Source organism: Rhizobium sp. BK313 (assembly GCF_014193655.1).
In the GTDB taxonomy this organism is placed as follows: Bacteria; Pseudomonadota; Alphaproteobacteria; order Rhizobiales; family Rhizobiaceae; genus Rhizobium.
On sequence record NZ_JACHZQ010000002.1, the window covers coordinates 636,451 to 653,277 of the forward strand.

General features: G+C 60.9%; 13 protein-coding genes. 2 read left to right on the plus strand and 11 right to left on the minus strand.

The features are described 5' to 3' along the window. The first annotated feature begins 112 nt into the window (after positions 1-112). The gene (locus FHT86_RS15260) at positions 113-1,864 is read left to right on the plus strand and encodes a tetratricopeptide repeat protein (protein ID WP_133707635.1); all 1,752 of its coding nucleotides are present in this window, start codon (positions 113-115) and stop codon (positions 1,862-1,864) included. Positions 1,865-1,891: 27 nt separating this feature from the next. Here the strand turns inward: FHT86_RS15260 and FHT86_RS15265 are convergent, their stop codons facing one another. From FHT86_RS15265 to FHT86_RS15320, 11 genes are all read right to left on the minus strand, one after another. Then, on the minus strand, positions 1,892-3,235 hold the full coding sequence (locus tag FHT86_RS15265; RefSeq protein ID WP_133707636.1) for an epoxide hydrolase family protein: 1,344 nt from the start codon (positions 3,233-3,235) through the stop codon (positions 1,892-1,894). Between the two features lie 293 nt (positions 3,236-3,528). Continuing rightward, positions 3,529-4,542 (minus strand): HAD family hydrolase, encoded by a 1,014-nt coding sequence (locus FHT86_RS15275; protein ID WP_133707637.1) that lies wholly within the window; start codon positions 4,540-4,542, stop codon positions 3,529-3,531. A gap of 13 nt (positions 4,543-4,555) precedes the next feature. Then, complete coding sequence (locus FHT86_RS15280) at positions 4,556-5,521, minus strand: formylglycine-generating enzyme family protein (protein WP_133707638.1); 966 nt, start codon at positions 5,519-5,521, stop codon at positions 4,556-4,558. Positions 5,522-5,665: 144 nt separating this feature from the next. Beyond that, the gene (locus tag FHT86_RS15285; RefSeq protein ID WP_133707639.1) at positions 5,666-6,958 is read right to left on the minus strand and encodes a BatD family protein; all 1,293 of its coding nucleotides are present in this window, start codon (positions 6,956-6,958) and stop codon (positions 5,666-5,668) included. Further along, on the minus strand, positions 6,955-8,508 hold the full coding sequence (locus tag FHT86_RS15290; RefSeq protein ID WP_133707640.1) for a VWA domain-containing protein: 1,554 nt from the start codon (positions 8,506-8,508) through the stop codon (positions 6,955-6,957). The genes FHT86_RS15285 and FHT86_RS15290 overlap by 4 nt, the downstream gene beginning before the upstream one ends. Then, on the minus strand, positions 8,505-9,494 hold the full coding sequence (locus FHT86_RS15295; RefSeq protein ID WP_133707641.1) for a VWA domain-containing protein: 990 nt from the start codon (positions 9,492-9,494) through the stop codon (positions 8,505-8,507). Before FHT86_RS15295 ends, FHT86_RS15290 begins: the two co-directional genes overlap by 4 nt. Continuing rightward, positions 9,481-10,005 (minus strand): DUF4381 domain-containing protein, encoded by a 525-nt coding sequence (locus tag FHT86_RS15300; protein WP_133707882.1) that lies wholly within the window; start codon positions 10,003-10,005, stop codon positions 9,481-9,483. Before FHT86_RS15300 ends, FHT86_RS15295 begins: the two co-directional genes overlap by 14 nt. Beyond that, positions 10,005-10,955: a DUF58 domain-containing protein gene (locus FHT86_RS15305; RefSeq protein WP_133707642.1), complete on the minus strand. Its 951-nt coding sequence runs from the start codon at positions 10,953-10,955 to the stop codon at positions 10,005-10,007. Before FHT86_RS15305 ends, FHT86_RS15300 begins: the two co-directional genes overlap by 1 nt. Then, a complete protein-coding gene (locus tag FHT86_RS15310; protein ID WP_133707643.1) occupies positions 10,952-11,929 on the minus strand; it encodes an AAA family ATPase in 978 nt (325 codons plus the stop codon). The genes FHT86_RS15305 and FHT86_RS15310 overlap by 4 nt, the downstream gene beginning before the upstream one ends. Positions 11,930-12,001: 72 nt before the next feature. Beyond that, positions 12,002-13,645 (minus strand): arylsulfatase, encoded by a 1,644-nt coding sequence (locus FHT86_RS15315; protein WP_133707644.1) that lies wholly within the window; start codon positions 13,643-13,645, stop codon positions 12,002-12,004. Positions 13,646-13,829: 184 nt separating this feature from the next. After that, a complete protein-coding gene (locus tag FHT86_RS15320) occupies positions 13,830-15,038 on the minus strand; it encodes an alpha/beta hydrolase (RefSeq protein ID WP_133707645.1) in 1,209 nt (402 codons plus the stop codon). 247 nt (positions 15,039-15,285) lie between these two features. Between FHT86_RS15320 and FHT86_RS15325 the strand changes: the two genes are divergently transcribed. Then, entirely contained in the window at positions 15,286-16,689 is a 1,404-nt protein-coding gene (locus FHT86_RS15325; protein WP_409527592.1) for a DUF1254 domain-containing protein, read from the plus strand. Positions 16,690-16,827 lie beyond the last annotated feature (138 nt).

A 16,827-nucleotide genomic window follows, 5' to 3' on the forward strand; every position in this document is an offset into this window, starting at 1 on the left:
GAAAAAGATCACGTTTCGGTTTTGTTAGCGTCTTGTCTTGCAACCGCTCGTCATCTGAGCGATATATTCGTCTGTTCTGATGGACTTGGACCAAGCGTAGCGGGGGGCCGTGATGCACGCTGAGGAACATGGCGCAACGGACTGCGAAGTCACGGAAACCGAGGCGCGCGCTGAAGTCGAGCGGCTTCTTTCCGATACCAGATTCCATGCAACGGAGCGCCAGCGCGCCATACTGCGCTATCTCGCCGAACGGCATTTCTGCGGACATGACGATGGCGTCAAGGCCTACTCGATAGCGATAGACGTGCTTGGCAGATCAAGCAGCTTCGAGCCTTCCCTCGACCCCATCGTGCGGATCGAAGTCAGCCGCCTGCGGTCCGCGGTCGCGAATTACTACGAAGCCTTCCAACAGGTGGGCTGGGTTTCAATCGATCTGCCGAAGGGAAAGTACGTCGTCGTGTTCTCGAAGGCGGCGACCGGTGAACCCGCGGAGAGTGGGGAGGTTGAGGGAACCCGCGGGCAGGAAGCGGAGCGAGCATATTCTGCAACGCCGACGGAAACGGCAATGCCGGCAGCGGCGTCCGTTACGCGACCCAAAAAATGGATCATCCCGGTGTCATCCGCTGCGGTGCTTTGCGTGGCCTTGTCGGCGGCGACCGCTGCATGGCTCTACACCCGCCCAGTGTTCACCACGAGGCCGGTGGTCTCGGTCATCATCTCGGCGGCTGACGAGCGGTTGGAGGGCGAGGCGACCCTGACGCGGGACATACTGATCACGGCGCTGACCCAGTTCCAGACTCTCACGGTGACATCGACGGACGATGTTACCGGATCGGTATCACCCACATCGCGTGTCCAGTCGGGGCGGTCGTACCGCATAGATATGAAGTACTACGGCGACCATGACGACCGAAGTGTATGGTGGCAGATCGTCGACTCCGGATCCGGCGACCTCCTGAAGGCAGGGCTTGATAGGGTCGAAGGTGATGGCAAGAGCGTGCAGGCGGTAAGCGACGAGCTGGTCGCCGCATTGTCGCGGCGGTTCGCCACGAGCCGCGGCGTGATCAACAGCATCGAGATCCACCAGAACGCAATCGGAGCGCTTGGAAACGCCTGTATTTTGAGAGCGGAATACGAACTCGACGATGGCAGCCCCGCCGACGTCGCCGGAACAGCCGACTGCCTCGAACGGACGGTGGCGGCTGAGCCATCCAATGCCGATGCGGCCGCGACGCTGTCGCGCGTGCTCATCGCCAAGGAGGATGGCTTGGTCCCGCCAGAGATTGTCGCCCGTCCGCTGACACTCGCCAACCGAGCCGTGTCGCTTGCACCGCTGTCGGACCGCGCGCAGATCGCCCTCATGATGGCGCAGTTTCAGGCGGGACGCATCCCGACTGCGATAAGCGCCGGAAACCGCGCACTTGCTCTCAATCCAAACAATCCCGACGCCGCCGCCAAGCTCGGGATGATCCTGTTCGCAGCCGGCTATTGGCAGGCGGCTGCGGCAATGGCGGAAGGGTCTGCAAAATCGATGGATGTCGTTCCGCACGATGCCCAGCTTGTGCTTGCACTGGACGCTTATCGAAGGGGCGACTGGTCGGACGCCTCCCTCCTGGCGGAGCAGGTGAACTGCAGCGACTTCGTCGTCAGGGCGCTCCGAGCCGCTTCGCTCGGCCAGCTGGGATCGGATGCGGCGGCACAACGGTTGTCGCAACTCCGCAGCCAGAACCCCGATTTTGAATCCAACTTCCAGAGACTAATCGCAGGCAGGCGCTACCAGCCGGCGTTGGTCGCCTCCATGGAGGAGGGGCTGCGCAAGGCAGGCGCCCACTTGAGCTCGGAAGGCCTGGCAAGCGCGTTCTGAAGCGTAAACGGACACCAATTTGTCCGGCTACCGGAGCGGTCGGAACGCGGCCCGCAGCTCGGCAGAGAAGAGTTCAGGCTCCTCCCATGCGGCGAAATGGCCACCCTTGTCGACTTCGTGGAAGTAGCTCAGGTTCGAATATGCCCGCCGTGCCCACGTTTCGGGGGCCCGGTAGCTCTCGCCTGGGAACACTGTGATCGCCACCGGCAATGTGATTTCACTGGTTTTCTCTCCGGCCGCCAACGCAGGACTGCGGCCACCGCCATATTCCCAGTAGAGCCGCGCCGATGACACGGCGCTGTTCGTCAACCAATAGAGCGTGATATCGTCGAGCACCTCGTCCGGCGACTTTTCCGGATCACTGGCCTTATAAGTCCAGCGAGAAAAACCTGGATGCCCGAGCATCCACGCCGCAAGGCCTGCGGGTGAATCCGTCAGGCCATATCCGACGGTTTGCGGCCGGGTGCCCATCATCGTGGCATAGGACCTGTTGCCCATCTTTGCGGCCGTGCTGAGCGCCTCGAAGGTCGCGCGCTCCTTGTCGGTGAGGCCATCGGGTGCTGGGCCGCCCACCGCGAGAACAGCAGCAATCTCAGGCGGGACGACAGCAGGCAGATTGATGTGGATGCCGAGTAAGCCTTTGGGTGCCAGTCGCGCCATCGCGCTTGAGACAGGAGAACCCCAGTCCCCACCCTGGGCGACATAACGCTGGTAGCCGAGGCGCTTCATCAACTCCACCCAGATGCGTGCCGTGTGATCGGGGCCCCATCCGGTGGTCGTGGGTTTGCCGGAAAAGCCATAGCCGGGCATCGATGGGACAACGACATCGAAGGCGTCCTCAGCACTTGCGCCATGCGTGGTCGGATCGGTGAGCGGGCCAATGGCTTTCAGGATCTCGAACACCGAGCCTGGCCAACCATGCGTGATGATGACAGGCAACGCGTTTGGGTGCTTCGAGCGAACGTGAAGGAAGTGAATGTCGAGACCTTCTATTTCGGTCACATATTGGGGGAAGATGTTTAGCTTCTCCTCGGCCTTCCTCCAGTCATAGTCGGTGCCCCAATACTCAACGAGTGGCCTGAGGTTTGAAAGCTGAATTCCTTGCGACTGATCGGCGACCGTTTCCTGATCCGGCCAACGCGTCATCCGAATGCGGCGGCGAAGGTCGCTGAGGTCTTCGTCCGAAGCGTTGGCGCGAAACGGCCGGATCGTGTCTGCCGTTGCAGCCGACACGATATTGGGGCGCAAAACACTGATCGCCTCTGCTGCGACGACCAGACCGATCGCAGCAGAGGCGATCAGCTTTCGCCTGCCTTGATCGATGACCTCATGCCGTTTTTTCGAAGCGAGCCCTTTGAAGGATGTGGTCATAGCTTTGTCTCCTCTGAACCGAATGCCTTTGGCAGGGCCGCGAGCAGGGTTGTTGTCAGGATCGCGTATGCGTAGGCCGGGCGTTCAGTTCATGGGTGCATCATCTCGTGCGTAAAGGCCGCAGTCGTGTTGCGCACCAGCGCGACACAGCAGCCCGGAGCGCCATTCCGTGGCGCGCTGTGGGCTCGACGCAGGTATTGGCCAGAAGCCGGGTCACGATGAGCGGTGAAATGCCGCGCTGCCTGAGCTGTCGATCGAGGTCGGTGTTGGCCAGGGCTTGGCCATTGGCCAGGTCATTCCCACCCGAAGATCTTCTTCCAGTCGGCCTTCATGTCAACGACCAGCCAGTTCCGCCGTTCGGCCTCGTTCAATGCCTTATCCAGCTTCCCGAATGTCGACTGCCGGTCGTAGGCGTATTCGCGCTCGGCATCGGTGTGATGGATAATCATCGCGAACCCCGGACCTTTGGCCGCCGTCACCCAACGCAACATTTCGTAGTCGCCGTCCGAATTCCCGGCGACAAAAATCGGCTTTCTGCCAATAAATTGATTGATGCCGACTGGTTTGCCCGGGCCATCGTTCACGAAGTCTATCTTCGGCAGCCGCCTGAGAACCGGAACGTCGCCAACGAGAGCGTATTCCGTGATGATCGTACTGCCCACGACCTGTTCCGGTGGAATGCCATAGATCTTTTCCGTTATCGGACGCATGAACTCGACGCCGCCGCCGGAGACGATGTAGGTCTTGAAGCCATTGGCACGCAGGTAGTCGAGAAGCTCTCGCATCGGCGCGTACGTCATCTCCGTGTAGAGCTTCCCGGTCTTCGGATGCTTCGCTGTCGCAAACCAATCGGTGACGATCTTGGAAAATTGGTCGGTCGTCATGCCGGCATGCGTTGCCATGCCCAACTCGACCATGCCTTTCTCGCCGCTCCTGGCGACACCCTTCAGGTCTCCGGCAAGGACGGATTTGAATGGCGCCTTCTCCTTCCACTCCGGGTGCTGCGGAGCCAATGTCTTGACCCGGTCCAACACAAAGCCGAGCTGGATATAGAACGGCTGTTCTACCCACAGCGTGCCGTCGTTGTCGAAGACGGCGATGCGATCCTCGGGCGCGACATAGCCTTCGCCGCCCTTAGCGGTCGTTGCCTTGACGAAGTCGATGATCCGGGTCTTCGCCGCCGTATCGTTCCACGACGGTAGTGGTTCCTGCGCCCATGCGGGAGATACCGCGCCTATGATCAGCATGACCAGCGCGACGAGCAGCGAGGCAAAGATCGCGTCGGACGCCTCTGAGCGGTTTGTCATCGGAGCTCTCCTACTAAGCGGAAACTCTTTTCACGCACCGGAAGCCGACATGGGTCGTCGAGGTATCCTCAGGCTCGGCATGCCGGGCGGCAGGTCGGTAGCGGCGGCAGTAGTTGGGGGCGCAGAGGTGCGACCCACCCTTCAGCACGCGGCGCGGTATCCGTATTTGCGGCTGCCGTGGATCATAGCTCGCCTCAATACCACCGCCCCGTGGGTTCTGCGGGATGCAGCAGGACTTAGCGGCGGGTTCTGGATGGCGCGTCGACCAGTAGTCGGACGTCCATTCCCAGACATTGCCGATCATGTCGTAGAGGCCGTAGCCGTTCGGCGGGAACGAGCGTACAGGCGACGTGCGTTCCTTGCCGGCGGGCTTTGTGCTGTGGGTCGGGAAGGTGCCCTGCCAGGTATTGGCCATGGCAACGCCACCAGGCATCAGCTCGTCGCCCCACGCATATTCGGCATCATCCAATCCACCCCGGGCGGCCAGTTCCCATTCGGCCTCCGTGGGTAGGTCAAGCCCGGCCCAATCCGCATAGGCTTTCGCATCGACATAGGCGATATGGACCACGGGGTGCTCAAGCTTGCCACGAAGATCGCTCAACCCTCCAAGCGGACGCCGCCAGTTTGCCCCGAACTTGAACGTCCACCATTGTGTGATATCGGAGCCACTGACGGTCTTCGGCTTAGTGAAGACGAGGGATCCGGCCTTCAACATCTCCGGCAATGCGCCCGGATAGTCCTTTGGGTCGGGCGCTTTCTCGGCAAAGGTGACGTAGCCGGTCGCCTTCACGAATTCCATGAACTTGCGGTTGGTGACGGGCGTCTCCTCGATCCAGAAGCCGTCGATGTTCACGGGATGGGCGGGAGCTTCTTCCGGATAGTGGTCGTTCGAGCCCATGGTGAAGGTGCGGCCAGGAATCCAGACCATGCCTTCGGGTGCCTTGGCAGGTCCGCTTTTGGTGTCGAATGCCAATGCCATCATAGCCTCCGAATATCGAAGGGTGCAGCTTCGCGCCTGTCGGCTGGAAGGGGAAGTACGTTACTGTAAATACCGGCGTTAGCAACATAGCGAAGGGAGCAATGGACGCCGCTCGCACGGGCCTTTGTACTCTAGCCGTTCGGATCAAACGGGATTGAGGTCCGGCAGGACAGGCGCCGTCCGGGACGTGCTGGGCAAACCGGGTGTTCCGACAAGGCTGGCAAGCCATTTTCTGTCGATATCGACCGCCGTCTTTCCCCGAAACAGCCCTTCCTCGAGGATAGAGACCTGGCGGGAGAGTTCGGGTGAGTTCTCCGACGAAAGCCAATCCGCCAGCGTCCGGTGCCCGAGCGTTTTGGACCATGCCTGCAGTCCGGCATAGATCGCTATGGGATTGCCTGTCCGGATCGTCCTGCGCAACTGCCCGAGCTGGTAACGATCGGCGCGGCGGCGTCTCGCACTGATATCGGCAACCCGGTCCGCCACTTTCCGGGCCATTCGATGAACAGGCCGGAAGAAGATGCCGAGCAGCACGATGAGGACAGCACATGCGATGAAGAGCCAGGCTGAAGTTCCCGGCAGCGGCCTGGACTGCTCATCCTGAAGCTCGGGTGTGATTGCCTCATGCGTCGCGGCTGCCGTAGCGACGGTGACCTTCACCGCCGGCAGCGTAGCCGACCGCCAGGCGTGATCGCCGGCATCGAACCAGGGATAGGAAAGGGAGGGGATATCGAAAGTACCCGTGGTCTCCGCGGTATAGACCACTATCTCGACGCGCCGGCTGCCGGTCTCCCGGTCGACTTTAGCGCCGTCTTCGACCTGTGGCGGCTTCTCGTACTGTCGTAGGCCGGGCGCCGTTCCGACGTTGACGGGCGGGATCATCATCGCCTGCGTGTCCTCGGCAAAGATGGTGATGGTTCGGACCAGCGCATCGCCTGCCTTCAGCGTCGACGGGTCTTTGTCGAAGGACTGCGTCAGTGTCAGTGCACGCGCGGCAAAGACCGGCGCCTTAGGCGCGCCGTTCGCCGTTGCCACGACCCTAAAGCTCGTGGAGGGCGCACGAGCCGTTGCCTTCACCGGCTTTCCATCCTGCGAGTAGCCGAGTTCAATATCGATCTCCGGAAGGGTGAAGGTCCCGGCTGTCTCCGACACGACGGCATAGTGTCGGCGGATCACGGAATACTGGACGCCGTCCACCGTCTGGACGAGGTTCTGTGCGCGTTCCTCCGGAAGCGTCACGATCGCATTCGGGAGATCGAAGAGCGGGAACTGCGGCGGCGACGTGAAGAAGTCAGGCACGAAGACATCGACCGCGATATGCACCTGCTGGCCGGGGACAATCTGTCCTTCATCCTCGATCGCGACATGCGCGAACGGCTCGGCTGCAATAGCGATGCCGGATGTGGCCAGCCAGAAAAGGACCGCCAGCAATCTCATGGATTCCTCTTCTGCGTTTCGAGCGAGAACTTTCGCGCCATAAGATCGGCCGGGCTCACCTGCAGGTTCTTCATCCACATCTCCGATGTCTGCTCTGCGATGCTGATTTGTCCTTCCTTTCCTTGCTTGCCCTTGTCATCGAACTGCACGCTGTCCGGCTTCTCGTTCGGCTCCTGTGGCTGCTCCTGCTCCTCGTCCTTCTTCGCTTTCAGAAGCCGTTCGGCGATCACCAGGTTTGCCTGTGCGTCGGGCCAGTCCTTCCGTCTCTCGAGTGCCTTCTTGAATGCGGCGACGGCCTCCTCGAACCTCAACAGATGGAGAAAGGCGTTGCCTTGATCGTACCAGCTTTCGGCCGTGTCGACGGACGCGAAGGCGTCGACCGCCTCGGTAAATTTTCCCGCCTGGTAGAATGAGACCCCCCTCCACATCGGATCGGAGAAATGCGCTGCCGCACCCTCGAAGTCGCCATGTTCGAACGCCAGACGACCCTGCTGGTCCGGCGTCAGCCACATATCCATGAATTCGGCCGCCCCTGCGTCGCTGGGAGAAAGCAGCCGCAGCGCCAGAAGGAAGGCTCCCATACGCACGACCCAGCCCCTCCTGAAATTCAGCGCAAGGGCGACCATCACCGGCACGACGAGCCACCAGCCCATGTCGCGCCACCGGTCGCCCTCGGTCGCCTTCTTCTGGGCGAAGTTCGATCGGATCCGCTGTGACACCCAGCGGACGTCGGTATCGTCAGCCGTCGCCGTCGCCACATCGGCCCCGGTCAGCCTATGCAGGTTCTGCAGGCCCTCGATATCGAGTTTTGCCAGGACCCTGTTTCCGCCCTCGGTGAGGAACCCCTTCTCCGGCGTTTTCACCGGTCCGCCCTCGGCCGTGCCGACGCCGAGCACGACGATGCCGCTTTGGGTGTTCTGCTTGAAGGCTTCGAATGCAGTCTGTTCGACGCCGTCGGTGATGAAGAGGATAGTTCCCGTTGCGCGCTCCTGTGCGAGCGTGTCCTCGGCAAGCTTCAGGGCCTTTGCCGTATCCTTCCCTAAGACCGGCATGATCCGGGTCGCGAGCGCGTCAGTGTAGCTTTCGATGAGGGACGCATCCTCGGTGAGCGGCAGAACGAGATGGGCCGATCCGGCATAGGCGATCACTCCTGTGCGCGCACCGTTTCTGGAGGCGATGATATCGTGGATCTTCAGCTTGGCCCGTTCCAGCCGTGAGGGCGTGACGTCGATGGCATCCATCGTGGGGGAAAGGTCCACAGCGATGATCAGGGGAGCTGTGTCTTCGACGAACGGAGGTTGCTCCCGCTCCCAGGTTGGCCCCGCCGCCGCCAATATGCCGACAGTTAATATGCCGGTCAGTATCCATGACGGTCGGATAGTCGATCCTCCGGTGGCGTCAACGACCAGCCGGTCGAGCAGGTGCGGGGCAATCATCGCCTTCCACTGATTTCGGACGTCGCCGGACCGGGATGACAACCACAGCACCGCGATCGGAAAGAAAAGGCCAAGCAGCAGCCAAGGCCTTAGGAAATGGAAGTCCGCGATCATGCTGCAGCCCTCCTGCGGACCGCCCCGGCGAAACCGGATACGATGTAGTAGACGCAGAGCAGTCCAATGCCGGCAGTCAGCGGCCATTGAAACAGTTCGATACGCGGCCGCCATGAGAGGGTCTTCTGGTTCTCGGGTGTGATCCGATCGAGGACGTTGTAGATTGCCGCGAGTTGTGACTGATCGGAGCCGAAGAAGTAGCGGCCGCCCGTGGCTTGTGCGATCTTCCGAAGCGTCGTCGTATCGAGCTTATCCTCTCCGGTCGCCTTGGGATCGCCGATGCCGACGGCATGGATCACGATGCCTTTCGACTTTGCAATGTCCGCTGCCTTGGCCGGTGGCATTTTGCTTGCGGTATCGTTGCCGTCGGAAAGCACGACCAGCACCTTTTCCGGAACCGTCGTCTTCTCGAACATCCTGATCGCAAGCCCGATCGCGTCGCCCAACGACGTCCGCGGCCCGGCGATACCCGGCAGAGTATCGGCAATCATTGTCTGGACGAGCTCGTGGTCCATAGTGAACGGCGCGAGGGGGTAGGGCGCGTCGCCGAAGGCGATCAGTCCGATGCGGTCTCCCGAGCGTCTACCGACGAAGTCCGCGACAACCTTGCGTACCGCCCCGACGCGCGCCTCGATCGTTCCGTCTGGCGCGTGAAAATCCTTGGTGTCCATCGACTGCGACAGATCGAGTGCAAGCAATATGTCGCGCTGAGGTTCGACCTTCTCGATCGGCGGTTCCACGAACTGGGGGCGGGCCAGTGCGAGAACGATCAGACACCAGGCTATGCTCTCACAGATGAACTGCGGCCACGTCCGCCGGACGACGACCGATCCTTCCGTCGGACGCACGCCGGCTGCTTCGGCAACCTGCTCGAAGAAGGGCAGGCGCACGGATGCCGACGTCTCGCGATGCGCGGGCAACAGCCACCGGACAAGCAGTGGTACTGGAAGCAGGAGCAGCAGCAGCGGGAGGTCAAGCTGATACATGATGACGCTCGATCCATCCGCGAACGGCCGCGGCAATGTCGTCGCCGTCATTCTGCGGCAGTCCGCCGATGCTCGAACTGTCGCGGTATTCGGCATCGTCGAGCAGCCGTGCGAGCGCATTTCCTGCCCCACCCTCGGCGTGGCCGTCGAGGAAATGCACCCATGCCGCCCCGGAGAGACAGGCGACCTGGTCGCGAGGCCATGCCGCCAGCGCCGTCCTCTTCAGAAGGCATGCAAGTTCGTGGATTGCGTCCTGCCGAGTTTCGGGGTTGCGGATCCTGATTTCGATTTCGTCGAGGATACGCCGCGCCTCCCTTCGGTAGGCATTGGCGCGGTAACGCCTAAGCCAAAGCAGAAACGCAAACATCAGCCCCACGAGAAGGACCAGTCCAACGACAATCCATCCCCAGGTCTGGGGCATCCACGAGACCGGCGTTGGTATGGCGATGTCATGCAGCGAGCGCAGTGCTGCCTCGGTTATCGGGTCCAAATGCGATGCCTGCGGCTCCATTAGCGCCTCCGCTGTCGCCATGCGGATTGTTCAAGCAGACGTCGCAACTGCGGAGCGGTCTCCTCCGCTGCCGATACCGGAAGCATGGGGAGGCCGAGTTCGCGCTGCCATGCCCGAAGCTCGCGTCCACGGTTGCGAGCGAACCTGTCGATGGCGCTGCGGACGTCGGATTTCCGGAAGGCAAGCTCCGCCTGAAGACCGCCACCGCTGACAACGATATCGCCGGACTTCGGCAATTCCAGTAGGAAAGGATCGTAGACGAGCAGGCAGATCATGTCGTTGCGGCCGGAAAGCCTCAGCAGCAGGTCGCGTGTCAGCGCCGTGTGGCCGTCGAAGTCGGAAATGACGACGACCAGATGGTCGTGATGGGCAATGTTCGCCACGGTTTCCAGAACCATATCGAACTGGCCGGGCGCGGGCGCGGCGGCTGAGGCTACGTTCAACGCCTGGTTCTGCTTCGCCAACCTCTCGGCGAAGGCGATGACGGCGTTGCGGCTGCGATGCGGCTTCACCTCGTCGATCTCGGTGTCGTTGAAGACGAAGCCGCCGATACGGTCACCGGAGCCGAGAATGCGCCATGCGCAGAGTATCGCGGCCTCTGCGGCGGTCACTGATTTCATCGCTCGCCTGCTGCCGAAGAACATGTTGATGCGCTGATCGACGACAAGGATTGCCGGCCGCTCCTTTTCCTCGCCGTAGACGCGCACCACCGGCCTGCTCGTGCGGGCTGTCACGCGCCAGTCGATGGAGCGGATGTCGTCACCCGGCAGATAGTCGCGAAGCTCCTCGAAGATCAGGCCGCGGCCGCGCATCGCCGACTGCATGCGCCCGGCAAGCTGCTGGTGGCTGCGCGCCTTCTGGACGAATGCCAGGTCTCGCGCGCGGCCTTCGAGCGCCACCAGACCTTTGGTAGTCACGTAGATGCCACCCATGTCGGCCGGCGTCTTCATGAGACGGCCACCAGCTCGGCGATCCGGTCGACGACATGGTCGGACGAGGTGTTCGAGGCATGCGCCTCGTAGGAAAGGATCAGGCGATGGCGGAAGACGTCATTGACGATCGCCTTGACGTCGTCTGGTGTCACGTAGTCGCGTCCCTTCAGCCAGGCATAGGCGCGCGATACCTTGTCGAGACCGATGACGCCGCGCGGGCTGACGCCGACCTGCAGCAGCTTCGCCAGCGCCTTGTCGTAGCGGTCCGGATAGCGGGTGGCGAAGACCAGGGCGACCATGTATTTCTCGACAGGATCCGAAACGGTGACTGCTCCGATCTCCTTGCGGGCGTCGAAGACGGCCTGCGGATTAAGCTTCTGTGGGGCAGCGGGTTTGCTGTCGCCGTGCGCCTCGTTCTCCTCGTCGCGGTTCAGCCGCATGATCGCCGCTTCCGACGTCTCGTCGGGATAACCGACCTGCACGTGCATTAAAAACCGGTCGAGCTGAGCTTCGGGCAGCGGATAGGTGCCTTCCTGCTCGATCGGGTTCTGTGTCGCCATGACCATGAAGAGGGCCGGAAGCGGATAGCTTTTGCCGCCGACCGTGACCTGCCGCTCCTCCATCGCTTCCAGCAGGGCCGATTGCACCTTAGCGGGGGCGCGGTTGATCTCGTCGGCGAGAATGAGGTTGGCGAAGATCGGTCCCTGCTGGAACTTGAACTCTCCCTTGCCACCTTCGCTGAAATAAATCTCCGACCCGGTGATGTCGGCAGGAAGCAGGTCGGGCGTGAACTGGACACGCGAAAGCTCGGAATCGAGGTTTTTCGCCAGGCTCTTGATTGCCCGCGTCTTTGCGAGGCCGGGCAGGCCTTCCACGAGCAGGTGACCATTTGCAAGAAGCCCAAGCAGAAGCCGCTCCACCATCGCCTCCTGGCCGATGATCGACTGGCCGATGCGTTTGCCGAGCTGGAGGATGTCGTCACGGGCGGCCATATTTGCTTCCCAAGTGAGGTGAAGGGCAGGCGCGGCGCTTTCGGCCGCGTCTGCCTTTGCCTAATGGTGTCGCTACTGACCGCTGCCAGCCGGGCTTTGCTCAAGCGACCGCATCAATGAATCGATCATCTGGTCGACGCTGAAGCTCGCCGGACGCTGGCTCGGTGGGTAATCCCGGAACGTCTGGAGGAAGGGGGCGACGCGCCACACGCCGTATTGGATGAGATAGGCATTCTTGGCCAGCCAGTCATAATACTGATCGGAAACAACATCGGCCCGTTCGAACGGATCCATCCTCAGGTTGAAGACCTTCGGGGCGCGCAGGCACGTGAAGGGATTCGACCAAACTTCGAAGCCACCGGGCTTGCGCTGTTCGCAGAACACGATTTTCCAGTTGTCGTATCGGTAGGCGACGAGGTTGCCGTCGTCGTTGAAGTAGAAGAAATCGTGTCGTGCGGACTTTGGCTCCTGCCCGGTCAGATAGCCAAGCTGGTTGTAGCCATCGAGATGGACCTTGAACTGGTTGCCTCCGATCGCTGTTCCTTTCAGCAGGCGGTCCTTGACGTCCGAATCGCCGGCGGCGGCAAGCAGCGTGGGAAACCAATCCAGACCCGACATCATCTCGTTTGATACTTCTCCAGCCTTGATGTGGCCTGGCCAGCGGATCATCGCCGGTACGCGGAATGCACCTTCCCAGTTCGTGTCCTTCTCGCTGCGGAAGGGCGTCGTCGCAGCATCCGGCCAGGACCATTGGTTCGGACCGTTGTCCGTCGTGTAGACCACGATGGTATTGTCGGCGACGTTCAGATCGTCGATAGCCTTCAGAAGCTTTCCGACATCGCCATCATGCTCGATCATGCCGTCGGCATAGTCGTTGCCTGGCATCCCGCTCTGCCCCTTCATGGATTCGCGCACATGCGTGAAGGCGTGCATGCGGGTTGTGTTCATCCAGGTGAAGAACGGCTTGCCCTGCTTTACCTGCCTGTCCATGAAATCGATCGCCGCCGCAGTCGTCTCGTCATCGATCGTCTCCATTCGCTTTGTGTTCAGGGCTCCGGTGTCTTCTATCCTACCGTCGGCATAGGAGTGGATGACGCCGCGCGGCGAATTCGTTCTGACGAACTCCTGGTCGTCCTTCGGATAATAGGGTCGCTCCGGCTCTTCTTCGGCATTCAGGTGATAGAGATTGCCGAAAAACTCATCGAAGCCATGTTTGGTCGGCAGGAATTCGTCCCGGTCGCCCAAGTGATTTTTGCCGAACTGGCCGGTCGCGTAGCCGAGCGGCTTCAGCGCCTGGGCAATGGTGATGTCGCGCGGCTGCAGACCGACGGTCGCGCCGGGAATGCCGACCTTGCAGAGCCCGGTGCGCAGGCAGACCTGACCGGTGATGAAGGTGGAGCGACCCGCCGTGCAACTATTTTCGGCATAGTAGTCGGTAAAGATCATGCCCTCATGGGCAATGCGGTCGATGTTGGGCGTCTTGTAACCCATCAGGCCAGTCGAATAGGCGCTGATATTGCTCTGGCCGATATCGTCGCCGAAGATCACCAGGATGTTTGGTCTTGCGCTGTCCGGACTAGGCGCCGGGGAGCTCGTGGCTGAAGATGCCGGGGCCGTGCCCTGGGCGGATGCGCTCGACATGAACGGCGCCGAAATCAGCGTCATGGCCGCGACGGTCGTTACCCAAAGAAATCCACGGGAGAGTTTCGTGTCCATCATCTGCTCTCCCTAGTTTGGTCGTTCAACATTTCGCACTCCTTGTGATCGGGTGGGGCTTCGCAGCCGCCGCAGCGGATCGTTGTTATTCGACGGGGAGAGACTTCTATTTTTGGCGTCTGCGCGGAAGTACGTTACTGTAAACAGCGGGGTTGTAAGGTGTAACAGGGGCGTAAATCCGCGGTCACGGGGTCAGCGGCTTCGACTCAGGATCTACGCGCAGCGTCGCATCCACATCTGCAGCCTTTTTCGGACGTAGCGGTTGTTCTACGATCGTCAGAGGCGCGGCAACGGCCGCTCCAGCCACCGTACCAACGGTCCGGGCGGTGCCGCCGACGACGGCGGCAACACCTTCTCCAAGCGAGATGTTGGAATCAGTCAGCGTCTGCCCGGTTATAATCCGCTGGCCGATGAGCTGGACGATCTGCGGGCTTTCGGCGAACTTGCCGTGGTTCATGCTGTCGCCGCTCTTGACCTTGGTGAGATCGATGGCGGTGATGCCCGCCCTCTCCAAACGGGAGCGGTAGGGCTCCTCGGCCGGATTGATCCCACCCAGGCGCCCGCCGCCCGTGATGAAGCTGGACGCCGCAAGCGCGCGGTCGTCCTGCGAAACGAAGATCGTGAACTTCGGCCTCGGCGTGCCCATCTCCACGAATTGCTTGGCGAAGACTTCGATGTCGATGTCGGGCGAAGCGAGGATGACATTGTGAATCTTCGGATTTACGTGCCCATCGCGAATGCCCATTTGCCTGAGGGATTCCATGGCGAGCCAGGTGCCCATCGAATGCGCAAGGATGGTGATGTCCTTGACGTCGGGATCTTGCGCCAAGACACGCAGCGTCTGTTCGAGAGCCGTACGGGAGTAATTCGTACTCTCTCTATCATATGCGTAGGCGGCGAGCCGCGCGCGCGACGGCCAGGTGAAGAGGATCGGCGTCGCCTGCATGCCGCTGTCGTGGACGATCTGCGCGAAGCGGAAGACCGAATCCTCGTAGGTGTTGTTGAAACCATGGATGAAGACGAGCGCATGACCGCCTTCGATATGCTGGTGGAACCACGCGCGGCCCTCAGGAACGGTGTAGAGCTGTTTGACGCGGGTGACGGCGAAGTCGGTAGCGGGATTGGGGGGCAGCCTTTTGGGCCACTGTACCGTTCCGGGTTGACGCTTTGGCGGAATGGAGACCGCGATATCGGTTAGAAAGGGCTTGGGACTGCGCTCACCGTTGAACAGGGTGGCCGGATTGCCGGAGGGCTGGCGGGTCGTCGCCACAAGAATGTCGACCTGTGCGGTTTTGGGCGTCGCCGCCGTCAGCGTCACGGGCGTCATCACACCACTTGGGTGGCCGCAGCCGGATAGCGTCAGCAGGATTGCGAGGACCGGTTTCTTCTGCATCGGCACTCCGTCGATCGTTCAAATTCACCATAGGCGGCATCGGCGCGCGGTTAAGTACGTTACGGTAAATTACGTCGGCGAAGCGGTCGGCGTTGCCTCGACATGATCTCTCTGCACGCCAGTGAGGCACGCCCGTGAGGCACGTCACAAGGCAAGCCGTTTACGCCGGTATTTACAGTAACGTACTTATGCTTCCTTCCGGGGTGGGAGATCCTGTCGGTTCACATCGGTTCGGCGGGAGATCAGCGTGAGAAGAGTGCTTTTCGCGACAATGGCAATAATGGCGATAGCATCGGCTGCCGCCGCCTTGTCGCCCGACGAGCTCGCGAAGCGCACAATCGAGCGCCGTGCGGTGGAGGCGGTCATCTGGGGTATTCCGGCAGTCAACTACGACCTGATGCTCCAGGAGATGCTCGCCAAGACAAGCGGCAAGGTGAACCAGATCGTCTATTGGTCGCGCCCCCTCGATTGGCACAATCAGACCCTGACGCCCAATCCGGACGCCATATATCTGATGGCCTTCACAGACACAAAGGACGTCGGACCGGTCGTGATTGAAGTGCCGCCAGCAGAGGGCGGCTCGATCAACGGCAATATCGTCGACGTGTGGCAGATGCCGCTTGAGGACGCCGGACCATCTGGTGCCGACAAGGGCAAGGGCGGAAAGTATCTTATCCTGCCGCCCGGCTACAAGGACAAGGTTCCCGACGGCTACATCCCGCTCACTTCGGACACCTACGGCGGATACGCGCTTCTACGCTCCAATCTTGCTAGTCACAGCGACGCCGATATCGAAAAGTCGGTCGCCTATGGCAAGCGATTGAAGGTTTATCCGCTGTCACAGGCAGCCTCGCCGCCGGAGACCGTCTTCACCGACGCCAAAGATGTCCTGTTCGACTCGACGATAAGGTACGACACAAGCTTCTTCAAATCTCTGGACCGGATCGTCCAGACCGAACCCTGGCTGCCGCGCGATCGGGTCATGATCGACCAGCTCAAGTCGTTAGGCATCGAGAAGGGCAAGCCGTTCAAGCCGGACGCAGCGACAAGCAAGCAGCTTGAAACCGGAATCCATGAGGCGCGGGAATGGCTGGAGGCAAAATACGATACCAGCTTGAAGCCCTTTTATGAGAAGGGACGCTGGAATTTCCCCGCCGACCCCGAACTCGTGAAGGCAGCGCAAGCGTCGTTTAATGAGCCGGATGCCTATCCGGTCGACATTCGCGGTCTTACCTACAGCTATGCCTATGTCGGCATTAAGCGCCTCGGCGCCGGCCAGTTCTATCTGATCGCAATCAAGGACAAAGACGGGCATCCCTTTGACGGTTCGAAGACCTACCGCCTGAACGTGCCAGCCAACGTCCCGGTGGAGCAATATTGGTCGCTGACCGCCTATGATCGCGAAACACATGCGCTGATCCGCAACATGCCGCGCGCAAGCTGCTCGTCACAAATCGCTGATCTGCAGAAAAATGCAGACGGCTCGGTCGACATCTTCCTTGCGCCGAAGGCACCCAAGGACAGGGACACGAACTGGATACCGACCGATCCGAAGCGCGACTTCGAACTGATGTTCCGTCTTTATGCGCCAACAAAGGCGCTCTTCGACAAGACATGGACGCTTTCCGACGCGGAACGGGTGAGGAAATGACCAATGGAAAATCGTGTGGAGATAAAGCGAAACCGGGCGATCCGCAGGTATGGATTGTCATTTTGTGCGATGATGGCGCTATAAAATAGTTAAATGACGGTCAGGGCGACGTCATCGTAAATTCCAATGTCGGGTAAT